The following is a 17,260-nucleotide window of genomic DNA, read 5'->3' on the forward strand; positions in this document are numbered from 1 at the left end:
CTCATCCTATTATTTGATTTAAAATTTTGCTTGGTCTCATGACCTCATTTGCCCTCACTTCATCTGGCAAATAATATCCGCCAAATTCCACGCTTGCACCATCATTTTGTCTTATCTCTTTTAAAATTTCGCTCTCATTTTTCTCTAGCTCGTCTGCTAAATTTTCAAAAATTTTACTTAAAATCCCGCCACTTTTTACCATCTCTCTTGCCCAAAAAAGTGCCAAATAAAAGTGCGACTCTCTAGTATCAAGTGTGGCATTTGGCGTTTTATTTTTATCTAGATAGCTAGCAACCGCTCTATTTAGCGCATCACTTAGCTCTTTTGCCTCTTTTTTTTGCTTAACAAATGCCAAATGCTCGAGCGAAGCACTAAGCGCTAAAAACTCGCCAAGACTATCCCAAAGTAGGTGATTTTTCTCTTTTAGCTCTTTTACAAGCGTTGGGGCCGTTCCGCCAGCACCTGTTTCAAACATCGCTCCACCAGCAAGTAGCGGCACAACTGAGAGCATTTTTGAGCTGCCACCTAGCTCAAATATCGGGAAAAGATCGGTTAGATAGTCTCTTAAAACGTTGCCAGTTACGCCTATGACGTCTTTGCCAGCTCTTATTGCTTCAAGCGATCTTAGCATCGCTTGCTCGTAGTTTAAAATTTCAAATTTCACACCAGCACTAGTAAATTTATCTCTAAATTTTTCAAATTTAGCTATCAAATTTCTATCATGCGCCCTGCTACTATCTAGCCAAAATATAAGCTCATCTTTTGAAATTTCGCCTCTTTTTAAAGCAAGCTCAAACCACGCATTTATCGCATCATCCTTTGCCTGCGTCATCCTAAAAATGTCGCCACTTTTGACGCTAAATTTAAAGACGCTCTTGCCCGCCTCATCAAAAACTACAAATTCTCCGTCCTCTTTTGCGATGAAGGTCTTATCGTGGCTGCCATACTCTTCGGCCTTTTTAGCCATGAGACCCACATTTGCTACGCTGCCTATACTGCTTACATCAAGCGCGCCATGCTCCTTAAAGTCCGCCACGCAGGCCTCATAAACCCTAGCGTAGGTCCTATCTGGGATCATGCAAAGTGAGAAATTTAGCTCGCCGCTTCTATCTTTTACCTTGCCAGAGTTTCTAATGAGCGCTGGCACGGAGGCATCGATGATAACATCATTTGGCACGTCAAAGTTGCTGGCATTTTCATTTAGTGCCCAAATTTTTGCCTTTTTGCTCAAAATTTCATCAAATTTAGCCAAAATTTCATCTTTATTTTTAAGAGTTGAAATTTTAGCAAACATATCTTTTAAGCCGTTTTTTGCCTCAACGCCATGAGCCTTAAATTCCTCACCAAATAGCTCAAAAACCTCTTTAAAGTAGCTCTTTATCGCGTGGGCAAAGATGACTGGGTCACTAACCTTCATCATCGTGCATTTTAGATGAAGGCTAAGGGTCAAATTCTCTTTTAGCGCCGTCTCAAAGCAGCTTTCATAAAATTTATCTAGCTCATCTACGCTTATAAAGGTAGCATCTACGATCTCGCCACTTTGGACAGCAAGCTCTTTTAAAAGCTCTTTTTTACCCTCTAAGCTTATGAAATTTATATAAAATTTCTCATCTTTACTAGCGATTATTGAGCGCTCATTTTCATAAAAATCGCCATTTTGCATGTAGCAAATTTTAGTTTTATTTGCCTTGTCCCAGTTACCGTTGCTATATGGGTGCTTTTTGGCAAATTCTTTAACCGGTGGCAAGACTCTTCTGTCTGAGTTTCCTTGCCTAAGCACTGGATTTACCGCGCTTCCTAGCACTTTTTGGTATTTTTTAGCGATCTCTTCGTCGTAGTCTGTGATGATCTCGTCTGGATAAAACGGCACGTTTATGCCCTTGCTTCTAAGTTCCTCGATCGCCGCTTTTAGCTGAACGAGCGTGGCTGAGATGTTTGGCAGTTTTATTATATTTGCCTCTTTGTGCGCGGTTAGCTCACCTAAAAGCTCTAGCTCATCGGCCTTGTTTAGCCCAAGCTCTTTGTTAAAAAGAGATAAAATTCGTCCAGCCAAGCTTATATCAGCCTTTGTTATGCTAATGCCAGCGCGGGATAAAAAGCTCTTAACGATAGGAAAGAGAGAGTAGCTTGCAAAAAGCGGTGCTTCGTCGGTTTTAGTCCAGATAATATCACTCATTTTAGCCCTTTTATTTTTTTAAAATTTATCACTTTCTTTATTAAATCTCGTTGTATTTTAGGCATTTGCCGCAAATTCTAGCTCTATTTTCCTATATTTTGGTTGTGCTCGCTTAAGGTTTTTGAAAAAATATGCTTTTTCGCCTTTTTATCAAGCACAAAGTATAAATAATCGCTCTTTGCAGGATTTATCGCCGCTTTGATCGCGCTTATCGAGACGCAGCAGACCGGACTTGGCGGAATGCCGTCGTTTAGATAGGTATTAAACTCACTCATATCACTTCTTATGCGCTCAGCCGTGATCACATCGTGTGAATAAATTCCATAGTTTAGTGTGCCGTCCATTTGCAGCCTCATGCCTTTATTTAGGCGGTTATAAATGACTGAGGCGACAAGTGGCATTTCAGCATCATTTGCAGCTTCCTTTTGAATGATCGAAGCGATCGTTAAAATTTTAAACCATTTTTTCTCGTTGTATTCGCCAAAAATTTTATTGCTGATCTCGCTTTGAGCCTTTTTTGATGAATTTACAAGATAAAAAGCAAGGTGCCTTTCGCTGATACCTATTGGAATTTTATATGTATTTGGCATCAAAAAGCCATCACTCACTGGAGCAAGGGCATTATATTCGCTATTTAGCTTAACTGGATCAAGTCCTAGCTGGGCGGCGATCTGGTTTAAAAAAACGATAGTCGTTTCGCCTGGTATTAGCGTTATCTCGGTTAAAGCTGCTTTTGATTTTGCAAGTTTTTTTAAAAAATCAACCCTTGAAATTTTATCTTGACCGATCTCTATCCAGCCAGATTGCGGAGAGCCGATAAAAAGTATGGCGTATTTGTCTATCACGCTTAAGTTAAAGTTGCGATTAGCTAAATAAGATATAATCTCGCCCACACTTCCCTTTGGTATAAAAACGACCTTGCTTGTGTTTATAGGGCGTGCCAAATAGACAAAAACACTTAGGAAAATGATGGCTACGATATCAAAAAAAATGTCTAAATATGGCTTTTTCATAAAATTTTTTATCATCTTGATTCTTTCATTTATCTTACTTTTAAAATACGGCATAAAAATTAACGATTTCGAGTTTTACGGCGTAAAATTGGAGCAATTATATATAAAATTAGATAAAAAAATAATTGCAAGAGCAAAGCAGATAAAGCTCCCAAATTTTAAGAAAGAAAGCAAGCAAAAAAGCAGCGATGAGCGCCTTTTAAATCTTAGTAAAAGCGTAGATTTTATAGATACGATTTTTCAAGAAATTTCACTTGAAAATGTGCAAATAGGAGATGATTTTAAACTAAAAATTCTATTTTTAGATGATATATTTTTTGTTGATAGCCCTTATTTAAACGTGGATATAAAATTCCAAAACGAACAGCAAGACGGAATAGATCTTTTTAGCGTTAGAAATTTAAGCTTTAAGGATTTTAATGTAAGCATTAGCGGCGAAGGGAGTGCAGATTTTGATAAAAATGACTATAAATTTGAGGGAAATTTCACCTCTCATGAGCTGCGTGGTAAGCTAAATTTTGCCCTAAAAGATACATTTTTAACCTACAAAGCTTATGATGTCGAGGCTGGAAGCATTAAAAACTTCATCGATGAGCTTGATAGACGCATAGAGCTAAATAGTGAAGTTAAAAACTGGATATATGGATACATCGTTGCTGATGATTACGAGCTAAAAGAGATAAATGGCAAGGCTGATCTAGCTAAAAATAACTTTTATCTAAATGATCTAAATGCCACCGCAAATACTAAAAATTTGCTCGTTAAATTTGAAAAAGGCTTACCAGCCGTAAATGTAGGTGAGACAAATATCACGCTTAAAAACTCAAAGCTTAAATTTGATCTTATTTCGCCTATTTACAAGGGTAAAAAGCTTGATGGCTCAAGCGTTGTGATAAATAATATCTTTGATGAAAAAAGCGCAAATTTAGAGCTTTTTATAAAGACAAAATCAATTTATGATGAAGCTATAAATGAGATATTAAAAGCCTATAAGATCGTCGTGCCAGTAAAACAGCTTAGCGGAAAAATGGATGCTAGCTTAAAAATTTTGATAAAACTAGACGAGAAAAGCTTAGAAAATTTTGATGAAAAAAGCGTCATTGCAAATGGAGAATTTAAGCTAAGTGATGCGGTTTTAGAAATAGCTGGAAGTAAATTTAATACCAAAAATGCTCTCGTAAAGCTCATAAATACGACGAATTTAAACATCGATGCTACTGGCTTTGGGCTTGAGTTTTTTAAAGCAAATGCTAAGGCCGATATAAATTTACAAAAAAGTACTGGCGAGATAAAAGGCGTGATAGAAAGCTTTGATCTAAAAGAAAAAAATGATGAAATTTTAGCCTTTAAAAATGAGCCATTTAACGCATTTTTGGACTTTAGCAAGGCTGATGAAACTTTGCTTAAGATAGAGCCATTTGGGCTTGATATGAGCTTTGGCAGTGAAAGTAAAATATCAACAAAAAATAGTAAATTTTTCATAGAAAGCTCGCCTGTTTTAAAGGAAAATGGAGTGCGTGGTTTTGATGAGCTTAGCATAAAAAGCAAGGATTTTACTGATCTTGAAATTTTTGCCAAAGAGGCAAACTTTGATTTGCCGTTTTTAGATAAAAATGGCTCAAAGTACGAAAATGACGATCTTAAAATTTTAGTCTCAAAAACTGGTGTGAAGGTAGATAGCGCAAGTAAAAAGTTAAGCCTAGACATAAAAGAAAAAGCCATAAACGTAAAAACTAAAGATCTAAATTTGCTAGTGCTTGACGATAACAAAACCAGCGAGCAAATCACGCCGCTTGAGCTTTTAGCAAAAAATGGCAATATCATTTTAAGGGATCTAAACAAGACCTTGCCATTTGCTAGCTTTAGTGCCGAGAAAAAGGGCAAAAGCACCTCGCTAAATGGGCTAGCAAAACAAGGAAGAGTTGGCTATTTTAACGATGAAAAAAGTATAAATTTAGACGCAACCGACATAAGCGGAGAATTTATCAACGACCTTTTTGGCATCAAGAGCTTTGAGGGCGGTAAATTTCGCCTAAAACTTCTTGGAGAAAGCACAAAAGATTTTAAGGCAGAGGTGAGATTTTTTGGAACATATCTCAAAGACTACATCTTTTATCAAAAGCTGCTTAGCTTCCTAAACTCCGTTCCATCGCTTCTTAGCTTTAAAACACCTGACTTTAACGACAAGGGCTTTACTGTTAAAAATGGTAAAATTTTGCTCACTAGAAATGGCGATATGATCGAGTTTTTGGCGATTGAAATGATAGGCACAAGTGCTGATATCGGCGGGCGTGGCACGATCGATCTAAAGAGTAAAAAGATAAACATCGACCTTGAGCTAAAGCTACTAAAAGACGCTAGCAGTATCATTGATAAAATTCCACTGGTAAATCAAATAATCCTTGGCAAGGACCGCTCGCTCTCAACTGTCATCGCCATACGAGGCACTACCGACAAGCCTGAGTACTCGACGCAGATCCTGCAAGACGCCCTGCTTTCGCCACTAAAGATAATAAGAAACGTGATTCAGGCTCCGTTTTTGATATTTGAGTAGTTTAAATCTACAACACACAGAAATTATAGAAAAATTATTGGCTGCTTCTAAAGCCAAGACTGGTGCTCATTTTTGATTATATATATTATCCTCGGCTCGCAAAGCGCGTAAAAAGGATATCAAAAGCTAAAGATCAAGGCTTTGATAGCTATTTTTTGATACTATAACCATTAAAATATTTTGATAAAAACATAAAATTTTACATATAAAAATATGTAAAATTTACTTCATCTCAAGGCGCATCAGATACATATCCTCGCCGTCAGTCACCTTTAAATTTTGGCTTTTGCACTTTGGGCAAGTAAAGTCATTTTCATTAAGCTCCCCGCCAAATCCACAATCCAAACACTCAATAACAATGCCTTGTAAATTTATCACAAGTTCGGCGTTTTCGCAGATCGTACCAGCCTTATAAACATCAAAAGCGCTCTGCAAATAATGAGGCTCCACTCCACTTAAACGGCCGACCTTTATCTCGATCTTGCTTATCTCTTTGGCGTTTTCTTTGGCGGCATTTTTCTCGCAAAGGCTAACTAAATTTTGAACGATACTAAGCTCGTGCATTAGCAGATCCTTGGTAGTAGCTCGCCCTTTGGCGGCTCGAGAAATCTTCTTGATTTATAGGCGTTTTCAATGATGACACGCTCGTTTTTAGCCTCCATTACCTCGCCTATTATCATCGCGTTTTGATCAAATTCTCTTAAAATTTTAAGCGCAGCCTCGGCCTCGTTCTCATCAACAGCCATCACAAAAGTGCCCTCATTTGCAAGCTCATAAGGCTCAAAACCAAATAGCTCGCAAACGCCCATAACTTCGTTTGACACTTTGATATTTTCTTCAAAAACTAAGATGTCAAATTTACTAAATTTAGCCCACTCATTTAGCACCGCACTTAGTCCGCCCCTTGTCGCATCACGCATGCACTGCGGCTTTATGCCAGCGCTAAATAGCTTTAAAGCAACCTCTTTTAGACTCTTACAGTCACTTTTTAGATCAAGTCCGAGCTCAAATTCCTCTCTTGCTGCTAGCACCACGCCGCCGTGTCTGCCAACATCTCCAGAGATTAAAATTTTAGCCCCTGCTTTTAAATTTTTAAGCTCCACACCTTCGCAAACTATTTCGCCAATGCCTGCTGTGTTTATAAAAATTTTATCGCATTTGCCCTTTGGTACGACCTTTGTATCGCCACAAACTACGCTTACACCGCTCTCTTTGCAAGTTTTAGCAAGCGAGCCAAGCACACGCTCGAGCTCTTCTATACTAAGCCCCTCTTCGATTATGAGCGAACAGCTTAGGTATTTTGCGCTTGCACCAACCATCGCAAGATCGTTTATCGTGCCACAAGCTGCGATCTTGCCGATATCGCCGCAACTAAAAAAAATGGGAGTTACCACAAAGCTATCAGAGCTAAATGCGATCTTGCCGCTTAAATTTAATATCGCAGAGTCGTTGCTTTGCCTTAAAATTTCGTTATCAAAAATTTTAAATATTGTCTCGTTTATAAGCGAGTTCATCTCCTCGCCACCGCCGCCGTGGCTTAGCATTATCTTTTTCATTAAATTCCTTAACCAACTCTTGCGTATTTAAAATATGCCGCACAAGCACCCTCGCTTGAGACCATGCACGATCCTATCGGATTTTGCGGATTGCAAACTTTGCCAAAGACTTTGCACTCTGTCGGTTTTGCTAACCCTCTTAAAATTTGCCCACAAATGCAAGCCTTGCTATCTCCCGCACTCTCTACGTTGCAGTCAAACTGCACTCTGGCATCAAGATAGGCAAACTCGTCTCTTAGCTTCATACCGCTTTGTGCTATCTCACCAAGGCCTCTCCAGACAAAGTCGCATGGCTCAAAGTATTTAGCTATGAGCTCTTTTGCCTTAACATTACCTTCTTCTTTGACAGCCCTTGCGTACTCGTTGTAGACTTCATGTGTGCCTGCATTTTGCTGACGGACTAAATTTAAGACACTTGCCATGATGTCAAGCGGCTCAAAACCGCTAATGGCAATCGGTCTTTTAAACTCATCTGCTAGCTCTTTGTAAATTTTACTACCGGTGATGACGCTCACGTGACTTGGGCCTAAAAATGCGTCTATCTTCACGTTTTCATCGCTCATTATCGCTCTAACTGGAGCTGGGACGGTTACGTGATTTATGTGAAAATATAAATTTTTAATGCCCTGCTGAAGCACTTTTTCAACCAAATTTGCACTCATTGGCGTCGTCGTCTCAAAGCCTATGGCAAAAAACATGACCTTTTTATCTGGATTTTGCTTAGCGATATTTAGCGCATCAAGTGGCGTGTAAAGCGCTCTTATGTCGTGTCCTTCGCCACGAAGCTTTTGCAAGCTTGTCTTTGAGCCAGGCACTCTTAGCATATCAGCTAGCGTGCAAAAGATCACATTATCCATGCTAGCAAGCTTACAGGCCTCATCTATGCGGCTCTTTGGCATCACGCAAACTGGACAGCCTGGGCCGTGGATAAAATTTATATGCTCTCCTACCAAGCTTGGTAGTGCAAATTTCATAATGCTATGCGTGTGGCCGCCACAAATTTCCATGATATTTAAGGGCTTTGTGCTCTCTTTTTTTATAAGTTTTGAAAGGGCTAGGATTAAATTTTTATCGCGAAAGTCATTGATAAGATCCATCAAATTTTCCCCGCGTTCATATCATCAGCGATCTTTTGATAGACCTCTAAACTCTCAAGCGCAAACTGCGTATCAATCTTTTGCATAGCGTATCCAACGTGGATTAGCACATATTCGCCAACTTTTACCTCTTCAGAGATGAGATCAAGGCTTACCTTTCTAGTAACACCTAGAGTCTCAACGGTAGCAACGTTATTTTCATCTATTTCTATTACTTTTGAAGGGATTGAGAGGCACATTATCTTAGCTCTTTTTTAAATTCCAAATAACTTATCCATTTATCGATGCCCTCACCTGTTTTGCTGTCTATCACAAAGATATCAACCTTTGGATTTAGCTTTCTAGCGTCGTTTTTCACTCGCTCGATGTCAAAGTCAAAGTGTGGCACAAGCGAAGCTTTTGTAATGAGAAGCACATCAGCAGCTCTAAACATCACTGGATATTTACTCACCTTATCATCGCCCTCTGGCACCGAAAGAAGCACAGCGTTAAAATGCGAGCCAACGTCGTAGCTTGCAGGGCAAACTAAATTTCCAACATTTTCTATAAAGACTAGATCAAGCTCGTTTAGTGGCAAGTAATGAAGGCCTTCGTGAACCATAAAAGCATCCAAGTGACAGGTCTGACCTGTGCTTATCTGATGAGCCTTTGCGCCAGCCTTTACGATGCGGTCGGCGTCTTGATTTGTCTCCAAATCGCCCTCAACAACGCCTATTTTAAACTTACCAGCCTTTATCGTAGCCTCTAAAAGCGTCGTCTTACCAGCACCAGGACTACTCATCAAATTTACACAAAGTATCTTTTTCTCATCAAGATGAGCTCTATTGTGGGCGGCCTCTTTATCGTTTTCAGAGAGAATTTTCTCTATCACGTCTATGGTTTTACTCTCGTTTAGCACAGGGTGTGCGTGAGCCTCGTGGCTATGTTCGTGCGCGTCATGAGCGTGATCTGTATATCCATCATGAGTGTGTGGGTGCGAGTGAGTGGTGCCATCAGCGTGAGTGTGAACGTGGGCGTGATTACCCATTGAACAACCGCAATCTTTACACATTTTTTCATCCTTTTTTATTAATTTATGGAGATTTTAACTCTTAAATTTAAAAATAAAATTAAATTTTTAGGATTTTTTACAAATGCTTTGACTAAATTTACCTTACTCTTTTTGCCTAATCTCATCCAACTTATCAAAATTTTTATCACCGAGTAGTTTTTTGCTATTTTTTTGGGCATTCTTTTGGATTATTAGATTCTTTAGTCTAGCTTTGCCATTATCCATCACCATCAAAACAGCATATGCATCAACGTCTTCTTCTCTCATTTCATTTTCAGTATTAGCCGCACTATCAGGTGACATATAAAACTGCTCTATGCCGTATTTTACTAGTGAGTAGCCGTCATATCTACCAGCTAAAAACACTCCATTATCTGGCTTGCTTATACTAAATTTAGCAAAGTTGTAAGTGCCATTAGTATCTGGCTTTAAAACAGCATAAACTCTAGCCCCATCTCTTACTCTCTCATCGTATTGGTCGATATGGCGGTCATCTTTATCATTTTCGTCAAAATTTCTTAAATGAAAATTTGAAAATTCATAGTTTAAATCAACATAGTTTCCACGAAAAAGATCTCTTGGATCGTAAAGACTTACCCTTACTCTTACCTCTTGCCCAAAATAAAGTGGCATAAGTGCGTAGCCAAGCATAATGCCAATAAGTGAAATTTGAAAAACTATAGCTACTATTAATACTTTTATCTTCATTTTTTACGTCCTTTTCTAGCGACAACTAGCACTATGAAAGCAAACACCATAAATAGCGCCGTAGCACCAATATAATCACCCATTAGCTGGAAGTACCTCACGGCTGCAACCAAAAATATCATACAAAGACCAAGTTTTAACTCACCTTTTTTTATAAGGACTGCAGCTGTTATGATATTTGCGAGCGAGAAAAATATATTTGCATAGCCAGGCCCGTAGCTAAAGACAAATGGCAACGACACGAGAAGTGCCCCAAGTAGCAAACCACTCTTATTTTTTTCTTTAAAAAATAGTGCAAAATAAGCAACGCTAAATAAGATAAAGACAAAGCCAAAGTTGCTTTTAAAAAATGACTTCACAAACCAAAGCTTTTCATCTCCAATCTCAAATAAATTTCTTTCTTCAAATAAAAGCAGACAAAGCAACAACACAAAAACGCCAAAATTTTTACCAAATTCTTTCGTAAATGCGCCAAGCCCTACTCTAAATTTATCTAGTAGCGGTGAAATGCTAATAAGTAAAAGTGCATAAGATAGCGATATGATCGCAACCATCGGAAGTCCAAACAAAAAGCCATAATCAAATATCGCCCTAAAACCACTAATGTAGCCACAAAATGAAATGATGTATATAAAAATATCCATAAAAAGGACAAAAGCAAGCCATTTTGAGTCGTCTTTGTAAAGCGTATATGCGCCAAGTACTATAAAAATGATAAAGCCAAAACCAAAGTCGCCCTGATAAGCTATCATAAAAAACCAAACTGTCGCAAAGATAAGGCTTTGGGCTACCAACACACCTTTTTTACTAGCAAAAGAAACCGCAAACGCTCCGATACTCCAAAGCAAGATACCGCCACTTGGCTCATCGCTAATGTTATAAATTTGAGCAATAAGAGCAATCGCCGCACCAAAGCAGAAATTTCCAAGAAAAAACATCGCCGTTGATAGATTTTCCTTTCCCTTTGCAAGATAGTAAATTCCACCAAAATTTACAAGCCCAAGTATAAATAACACAAGTGCCAAACGTCCTAGTTTTGGTATCTCTTCCCAGTTTGCACCAACGAGCGTAAAAAAGGCTAGCGCAAAAAAAAGATATGCTACGAGCTTTAGGACAAAACTTATCTTGTCACTATGGGCATCAGGGTCGATGTCATATAAATTTGCTATTTTTATAGCGGTCTCTTTATCGACTATTCCATCACTTTGCCACCGATCCAGCTCTTTTATTAAAAAAATTCTATTTAAAAAGTTCATTATTCACACTTTCTTTTATAAGATATACAAAACACCAAATTTCTAGCCAGTACCTTAAATACCGTATTTATGTCCATTGATACTGCCTTAGTCTTTCAACAAAAAATATAATTGTGATTTAAAATATAAAAAAATACAGAAGCTAAAATGCTACCGATAATAAAAATTTTTAGCAAGGTAGCTTGGGCCAGACTCCTAAACTTTGCTTTAAAAATTTCTCGCTTAAGTCTAAACCCAAGTAAAAAGAAAAAAACGGCCATCAAACTATCATTTACAAAAATAATAAGGGGCTTTTGTATCGGCGATTTGCCAAAATTTAGCCTTGTATCGATTTGTAAAAATGAGTTATAAAAACTGCTTAAAAAAATATTTTCAAAGATAAATGCCACTAAAGCAGCAGCGATAAGAAAGATACCACCGCTAGCTTCACCTATAAAAAAATCCCAAAAATTCCTAAACTCCATAAAGACCCTTAAAAAACTAAAACCTAGGAATAGCTGCCCTTGTGAGTTTAGAAAATTTTACACCCTTTAAGCCGGCGATCCTTTCAGCAAAGCGTTCAATTTTGCCAGCCTCGCCTCTTATTGAAATCGTTTCTAAGCAGTTATGGTGATCGACATGAACATGGTTTGTACAGATGATTTTCACATCAGAGCTATGCTCTATATCCATCTTTTTATTCACCAAATCGTTGTGATGATGCATATAAATGAGCGTCAAAACCCCGATCAACTCCTCACTAGCGTCCTTCCAGCTATCACTTACGATCTTTTCGCGTATCAAATCCCTCGTAAATTCGCTCCTAGAAGCGTAGCCTTGTTCGCTAACCTTTTTATCTAGTTCGTCTAGTAACTGACTAGGCAAAGAAACACTAAAACGTATAACACTATCCATTTTTTGCTCCTTTCTCGTTTGATTACCGTTTACAATCATTATACATCAGTTATTTTAAAATGTGGATAAATAATAATAAATTTGCCCTAAATTTACGTTAGAATCGTTGCTACAGAATTTTTTATTGATATGAAATTTCAAATTTACTTTAGTAAATTTTTTGTAAATGATATCAAGTAAAGTCTTATTTTGAAAAACTCCGCCACTTAATAAAATCTCCTTTTTCTCATTTTTAGAAATTTCAAAAATAATATCAGCTATACCATTTATAAATGCCGTTGCAGCCACTCTTGGCTCATCTTTTAAGGCATTTTTAAAGGCTTCTTTAAAGCCGATAACTCCATCATTTAGACTAAATTTATAACACACATCCAAATTTTTATCATAAAGTGCTTCAAGTCTCATACCACTCTCACCCTCAAAGCTTGAGTGAAAAAAACCACAGATAATAGCACCAAATGCGTCAAATATCCTACCAAGCGAGCTGGTGCGAACCAAATTTAGCCCCTTTTGCTCCATTTTTTTAAAATTATGAAGTATTTTTTCATCAAAATTTACTAAAAATTTACCAGCTTCGTCCTCAAGAGAGTATTTTAAAATAATAGAATATGCGATTAGATAAATATTTTTGATGCTGTTTTCGCCCCCAAATAGGCTAAATTCATCAAAATGATAAACTCGCTCGTAATTCTTTTTATCTAGCCTAAAGACCTCGCCACCCCAAATTTTGCCATCTTCCCCGTATCCAGTGCCGTCAAAACAAAAGCCAATGTACTTTTTATCTGCTAGATCGTTTTCAAATATTACGCTTAGTAGATGTGCGTAGTGGTGCTGCAAATAAACTAGCTCAAAGCCCTGATCCTTTGCCCATTTTGTATTTAAAAAATTTGGATGCAGATCGGCTATGACCTTGTCGATTTTTAGATCATAAGTCGTTTCAAAGAGTCTAAAAATGTCTTTAAACCTATCAAAAGTCGCCACATTTTTAAGATCTCCTATATATGGGCTAACCATTAAAAGGCCGTCTTTGTAGATACAAAATGAGCTTTTTAGCTCCGCTCCAAGGGCTAAAAATGTCCCTTTTTGCTTAAAATTTGTATGGATAAAATTTGGATTTAAGCCACGGCTCGTTCTTGTGAAAATTGTCTCATCATCAACGCAAAATGCGATACTATCGTCACTCGGTGAGTAAATTTCTCGGTCGTGATCAAGGTAAAAGTCTATGACATCACCTAGCTTTTCTCTTAGTTCGCTCTCATCTTTTATCACAACTTCGCCTGAGATATTTGCGCTAGTTGCGATGATGTCGTGCTTGAGATACTCAAAAAGCAAAAGATGTATGCCGCTAAATGCAAGCATGACGCCAAGCTTGTTTAAATTTGGAGCGACACTTTTTGCGATATTTGAGCCACTTTTTGCTTCAAGTAAGACGATTGGCTTTAAATTTGAGCTAAGAAGCTCGGCCTCTGCCTCTGAAATTTTTGCTATTTTTCTAGCGTTTTCTAAATTTTTACTCATCAGTGCAAAAGGCTTGCTTGGGCGGTGTTTTCTAGCTCTTAGCTCGCAAACTGCGGCTTCATTTGTCGCGTCACAAACCAAATGAAAGCCACCAAGCCCTTTAATGGCTAAAATTTTACCCTCGTTTATGAGCTTAGCCGCCTCTTTGGCTGCTTCGTTCCCACTAGCCAAGACTTTGCCAAATTTATCTTTTAGATATAGCTTTGGCCCGCAGTTTGGGCAAGAGATAGGCTCTGCGTGGTAGCGACGATTAAGCGGGTCTTTATACTCGCCACCGCAAAATTCACACATTTGAAACTCGTTCATTGTCGTATTTACCCTGTCGTATGGCAAGGCTTTGATGATGGAAAATCTCGGTCCGCAGTTGGTGCAGTTTATAAACGGATACTTGTAGCGTGGATTTGCTGGGTCATAAAACTCGCGCAAACAGTCATCGCAAAGTGCGTAATCAGGCAAGATAGGCGCTTGTTTGGTCGCTGATTTTGAGGCGATGATCTCAAGTTTTTCATAAATTTGATCTATCTTAAATTTACTAAGCTCATCGATCCTAGCAAGGGCTGGTAGCTTCTCATAGAGCTCCTTTTCAAAAGCCAAAAAACTAGCCTCATCGCCACTAAAATTTAGCTTTACGCCCTCGTCGTCGTTGTAAATTTCGCCAACAAGCTTAAGTTTATCCGCTAAAGTATAGACAAAAGGTCTAAAGCCCACACCTTGAACTAAGCCTTTGATCTCATATCTAAAGCTTGATCTCAATGCCAAATCCGGGATCAAAATCTGTTTTTATATTTGGGTTTAGGTGCTTTTTTATCAAGTTGCTAACTACTTTATTATAAAATAAATCCCCGCTTAAAGTAACATTTTTAATGTTAAATTTATCTCGTTTTTCATAACTAAAATCGCTCAAAAAGTGCGCCAAAGACTCAGTGCAACCAAAGCTGATATTCTTCTCTCCAGCGCCAGCAAGGATAAATGAAATAATACTTTTTACAAACTTAACCCCGTCTAAACCAAAGTCATCTTTCATCTTATAATCAATCCTAACGCCCTTTTTACCGCTAAAATCAGCTGCCATTAATAGCAATTTCTCCCCTGCTTTTTTAAAGTCATCGCTTAAGCCAAGTAAGCGTCCAGCTATGCAAAATAGCGAGAAAAAGCTAGCATTTGAGCTAAATTTACCGCTCGGTAAAGTATGTTCTTTGCTGAAATTTTCAAGTAGCCTTTCACCACCTTCCTGGGCTCTTATAAACTCATAAATTTCTTCAAAGCTACTAAATTTAGGTAAAAAGAGAAGCTGGGTTTTGCTCGTCTTTGAAAGCAGGCAAATTTCATCATCGCTAAATTTGCTAAATTTTAGGCTCAAAGCTATATCGCTAAAATTACTAAGCTCAAATTCCTCGTTTTTTGCATAGAAAAATGGGCTTAAAAGTGCGCTATTTTCGAGTAACACTAGCCTTGAAAGAGCATTTTTTTGCTCTTTTACACTAACGCTTAAAAAGCCAAAATTTTCTTTATTTAGCTGTTCGCAAACGGCGTAAAGAAAAAGATCGTTTGGTGCCATCACGTCAAAAAATAGTGGCGTGTCCTCGTGATTTTGTCTATAAATGGTTGTCGTCTTTAGTGCTAAAAGTGGCTTTTCAAAACTAGCCAGAAATGTCAAAACTCTATCATCAGCGATAAAAATTTTTGGTAGCTGCTTTAAATTTACAGGCATCAAAAAATTTGTGTCAAAATTTGCCCCAAGAGAAATTTCATATAAATTTTCGTCCTGCTCTATGCAAACGCTCTTGCCATTTTGCAGTAAATTTAGGCAGGTTTTTAGCTTTTCATTAAAATTATCAAGCGTTATCTCGCCTTCAAATTTACTCTCACATAGCACGCCACTTTCATTTAAGATAGCCTTTTCGCTAGCCAAAAATGTGCTCGCTTGAGTCGGAGTTAGACCACCAAATTTTATCTTATTTATCTTGCTATCTTCATCAAGCTCACTTGCAGCCAAGACCTCACTGTGCTTTATAAAAAGACTAAATGGCAAGAGCACACTTGCTTTATTTGCCACGCTCTCAAGCTCGCTGGTATTGCCACTTACCTTTAGACAAATTTCATCATCTTTGCACTTTAGACTATGAAATAGATCACCAGCAAGCAAGCGTAAAAATGGCACCAGAAACGAAGCGTCCTTGTGGCAAGTAAATTTAAAAGCAAGTATCATTTTAAACCTTTTTTAGCGTATTCATCAACGATATCATTTAGGGTAAAATTTGCCACCTTTTCACACTTAAAATCAAGCTCTTTTAAGTGATAAAGCAGCGTTTTTTCTAAAATATTAGAAGCGTTTATAACCTCATCTGAGAGGCTAAAATTTGATGATTCTATGCGGCTAGGCACGATGCCTAAAATTTTGGTCGTAGGTCTATCGCCCGCAAGCTCCATTAGATGAAGGGTCTGGAGCATCTCTATCTCGTGAGCCGAGCCGTCCCAGCTGATAAAATTTGGTACATTTAGAAAGTCGAAAAAATAAACATCGCCCACGCTTGCGCCATTTGCGCTAATGCAATCAACGACGATAAGATAGTCAAATTCGCTTATTATGTGAGTTAGGGCGAGGGCTAAAGTGCCCCCGTCCATTAGAGTAAGCTCGTTTTTAGAACTTGTAAATTTGTAGTTTTTGGCCATCAAATTTACAAAATGAGCACCTATGCCCTCATCGGCAAACATCACGTTGCCGATACCAAGAACTAGCGCTCTCATCAGTGTTCTTTTACAAATTTATAGCCACTAACGATAGCGTCCATCGCTCCATTTTTGCCTTTAACAGCGTTAAATACTGCCATATAAACATGAATAGGTACAAAAATCATAATGACCCACATACAAATTCTATGTATCGTTCTGACATTTGCTAGTCCGCCCATAAGCTCTTCAAAAAACCTAGCTGGCTCATAAAGCGCTCCGCCAAGTCCCTCATGATAAACATGAACATAAAGCACAAGACCGCTTAGGCAAATAAGAGTCAAAACAAGATAAAAGAAAAAGTATGAGGCAAACTGCAAAGGATTATAAACGCCCCTTAAATGCGGATGTGGCCCCATAAAAAGATAGTATTTGATCTGTGCGATCCAAATTTTTGGATTTAGAAAATCAACCACACTCATCCACTCTTTTTTGCTATGTTTATCAAAGACAAATAGATAAAATTTAAAGATAAACGCCGCTATTAGCACAAAACCAGCGATCTGGTGAGCCATACGCCACTTTGCTTGCATAAAATTTGTAGGCTCGCTCGTGATCTCTGGACTCACAAAAACGTATGAGATATAGTAGCCACTCACAACTAAAAGTGTGATCGCTGCAAATCTAATCCAGTGTGTCAGCCTAACGCCGATGGAGAATTCGTATTCGCTGATCCTGTCAGCATTTTTATGTGACATATTCTCTCC

The 17,260-nt window shown here is 38.1% G+C and carries 16 protein-coding genes; 1 reads left to right on the plus strand and 15 read right to left on the minus strand.

Annotation, left to right across the window (positions count from 1 at the left end; genetic code table 11):
* Position 1: 1 nt before the first annotated feature.
* Entirely contained in the window at positions 2 to 2,176 is a 2,175-nt protein-coding gene (locus tag CVS84_RS03720) for an NADP-dependent isocitrate dehydrogenase (RefSeq protein WP_107691212.1), read from the minus strand.
* 83 nt (positions 2,177 to 2,259) lie between these two features.
* The gene (mltG, locus tag CVS84_RS03725; RefSeq protein WP_107691213.1) at positions 2,260 to 3,204 is read right to left on the minus strand and encodes an endolytic transglycosylase MltG; all 945 of its coding nucleotides are present in this window, start codon (positions 3,202 to 3,204) and stop codon (positions 2,260 to 2,262) included.
* A gap of 73 nt (positions 3,205 to 3,277) precedes the next feature.
* Here mltG and CVS84_RS03730 point away from each other — a divergent pair, with 73 nt between their 5' ends.
* On the plus strand, positions 3,278 to 5,743 hold the full coding sequence (locus CVS84_RS03730; protein ID WP_107691293.1) for an AsmA-like C-terminal domain-containing protein: 2,466 nt from the start codon (positions 3,278 to 3,280) through the stop codon (positions 5,741 to 5,743).
* Between the two features lie 222 nt (positions 5,744 to 5,965).
* Here CVS84_RS03730 and hypA read toward each other — a convergent pair whose 3' ends face one another.
* From hypA to cybH, 13 genes are all read right to left on the minus strand, one after another.
* Complete coding sequence (gene hypA / locus CVS84_RS03735; protein WP_107691214.1) at positions 5,966 to 6,307, minus strand: hydrogenase maturation nickel metallochaperone HypA; 342 nt, start codon at positions 6,305 to 6,307, stop codon at positions 5,966 to 5,968.
* Entirely contained in the window at positions 6,307 to 7,299 is a 993-nt protein-coding gene (gene hypE / locus CVS84_RS03740; protein ID WP_107691215.1) for a hydrogenase expression/formation protein HypE, read from the minus strand. The genes hypA and hypE overlap by 1 nt, the downstream gene beginning before the upstream one ends.
* 8 nt (positions 7,300 to 7,307) lie before the next feature.
* Positions 7,308 to 8,396, minus strand: a complete 1,089-nt coding sequence (gene hypD / locus CVS84_RS03745) for a hydrogenase formation protein HypD (protein ID WP_107691216.1) — start codon at positions 8,394 to 8,396, stop codon at positions 7,308 to 7,310.
* Positions 8,396 to 8,635, minus strand: a complete 240-nt coding sequence (locus CVS84_RS03750) for a HypC/HybG/HupF family hydrogenase formation chaperone (protein WP_054196671.1) — start codon at positions 8,633 to 8,635, stop codon at positions 8,396 to 8,398. The genes hypD and CVS84_RS03750 overlap by 1 nt, the downstream gene beginning before the upstream one ends.
* Positions 8,635 to 9,447, minus strand: a complete 813-nt coding sequence (gene hypB, locus CVS84_RS03755) for a hydrogenase nickel incorporation protein HypB (RefSeq protein WP_107691217.1) — start codon at positions 9,445 to 9,447, stop codon at positions 8,635 to 8,637. The genes CVS84_RS03750 and hypB overlap by 1 nt, the downstream gene beginning before the upstream one ends.
* A 102-nt stretch (positions 9,448 to 9,549) precedes the next feature.
* Entirely contained in the window at positions 9,550 to 10,155 is a 606-nt protein-coding gene (locus tag CVS84_RS03760; RefSeq protein WP_107691218.1) for a GDYXXLXY domain-containing protein, read from the minus strand.
* Positions 10,152 to 11,411: a DUF2157 domain-containing protein gene (locus CVS84_RS03765; protein ID WP_107691219.1), complete on the minus strand. Its 1,260-nt coding sequence runs from the start codon at positions 11,409 to 11,411 to the stop codon at positions 10,152 to 10,154. Before CVS84_RS03765 ends, CVS84_RS03760 begins: the two co-directional genes overlap by 4 nt.
* A 95-nt stretch (positions 11,412 to 11,506) precedes the next feature.
* Positions 11,507 to 11,875 (minus strand): Na+/H+ antiporter NhaA, encoded by a 369-nt coding sequence (locus tag CVS84_RS09810; RefSeq protein ID WP_107691220.1) that lies wholly within the window; start codon positions 11,873 to 11,875, stop codon positions 11,507 to 11,509.
* A 16-nt stretch (positions 11,876 to 11,891) separates the two neighbouring features.
* Positions 11,892 to 12,305 carry a nickel-responsive transcriptional regulator NikR gene (nikR, locus tag CVS84_RS03775; protein WP_021091291.1) on the minus strand — a complete coding sequence of 138 codons (414 nt, stop codon included), beginning with the start codon at positions 12,303 to 12,305 and terminating at the stop codon, positions 11,892 to 11,894.
* A gap of 54 nt (positions 12,306 to 12,359) precedes the next feature.
* Complete coding sequence (gene hypF, locus CVS84_RS03780; RefSeq protein WP_107691221.1) at positions 12,360 to 14,576, minus strand: carbamoyltransferase HypF; 2,217 nt, start codon at positions 14,574 to 14,576, stop codon at positions 12,360 to 12,362.
* On the minus strand, positions 14,560 to 16,032 hold the full coding sequence (locus CVS84_RS03785) for a hypothetical protein (protein WP_107691222.1): 1,473 nt from the start codon (positions 16,030 to 16,032) through the stop codon (positions 14,560 to 14,562). The genes hypF and CVS84_RS03785 overlap by 17 nt, the downstream gene beginning before the upstream one ends.
* Positions 16,029 to 16,571: a HyaD/HybD family hydrogenase maturation endopeptidase gene (locus CVS84_RS03790; RefSeq protein ID WP_107691223.1), complete on the minus strand. Its 543-nt coding sequence runs from the start codon at positions 16,569 to 16,571 to the stop codon at positions 16,029 to 16,031. Before CVS84_RS03790 ends, CVS84_RS03785 begins: the two co-directional genes overlap by 4 nt.
* Entirely contained in the window at positions 16,571 to 17,251 is a 681-nt protein-coding gene (cybH, locus tag CVS84_RS03795) for a Ni/Fe-hydrogenase, b-type cytochrome subunit (protein ID WP_084107890.1), read from the minus strand. The genes CVS84_RS03790 and cybH overlap by 1 nt, the downstream gene beginning before the upstream one ends.
* Between the last annotated feature and the right edge of the window lie 9 nt (positions 17,252 to 17,260).

Origin of the sequence: Campylobacter concisus, assembly GCF_003048575.1 — a bacterium.
Taxonomy (GTDB): Bacteria; Campylobacterota; Campylobacteria; order Campylobacterales; family Campylobacteraceae; genus Campylobacter_A; species Campylobacter_A concisus_U.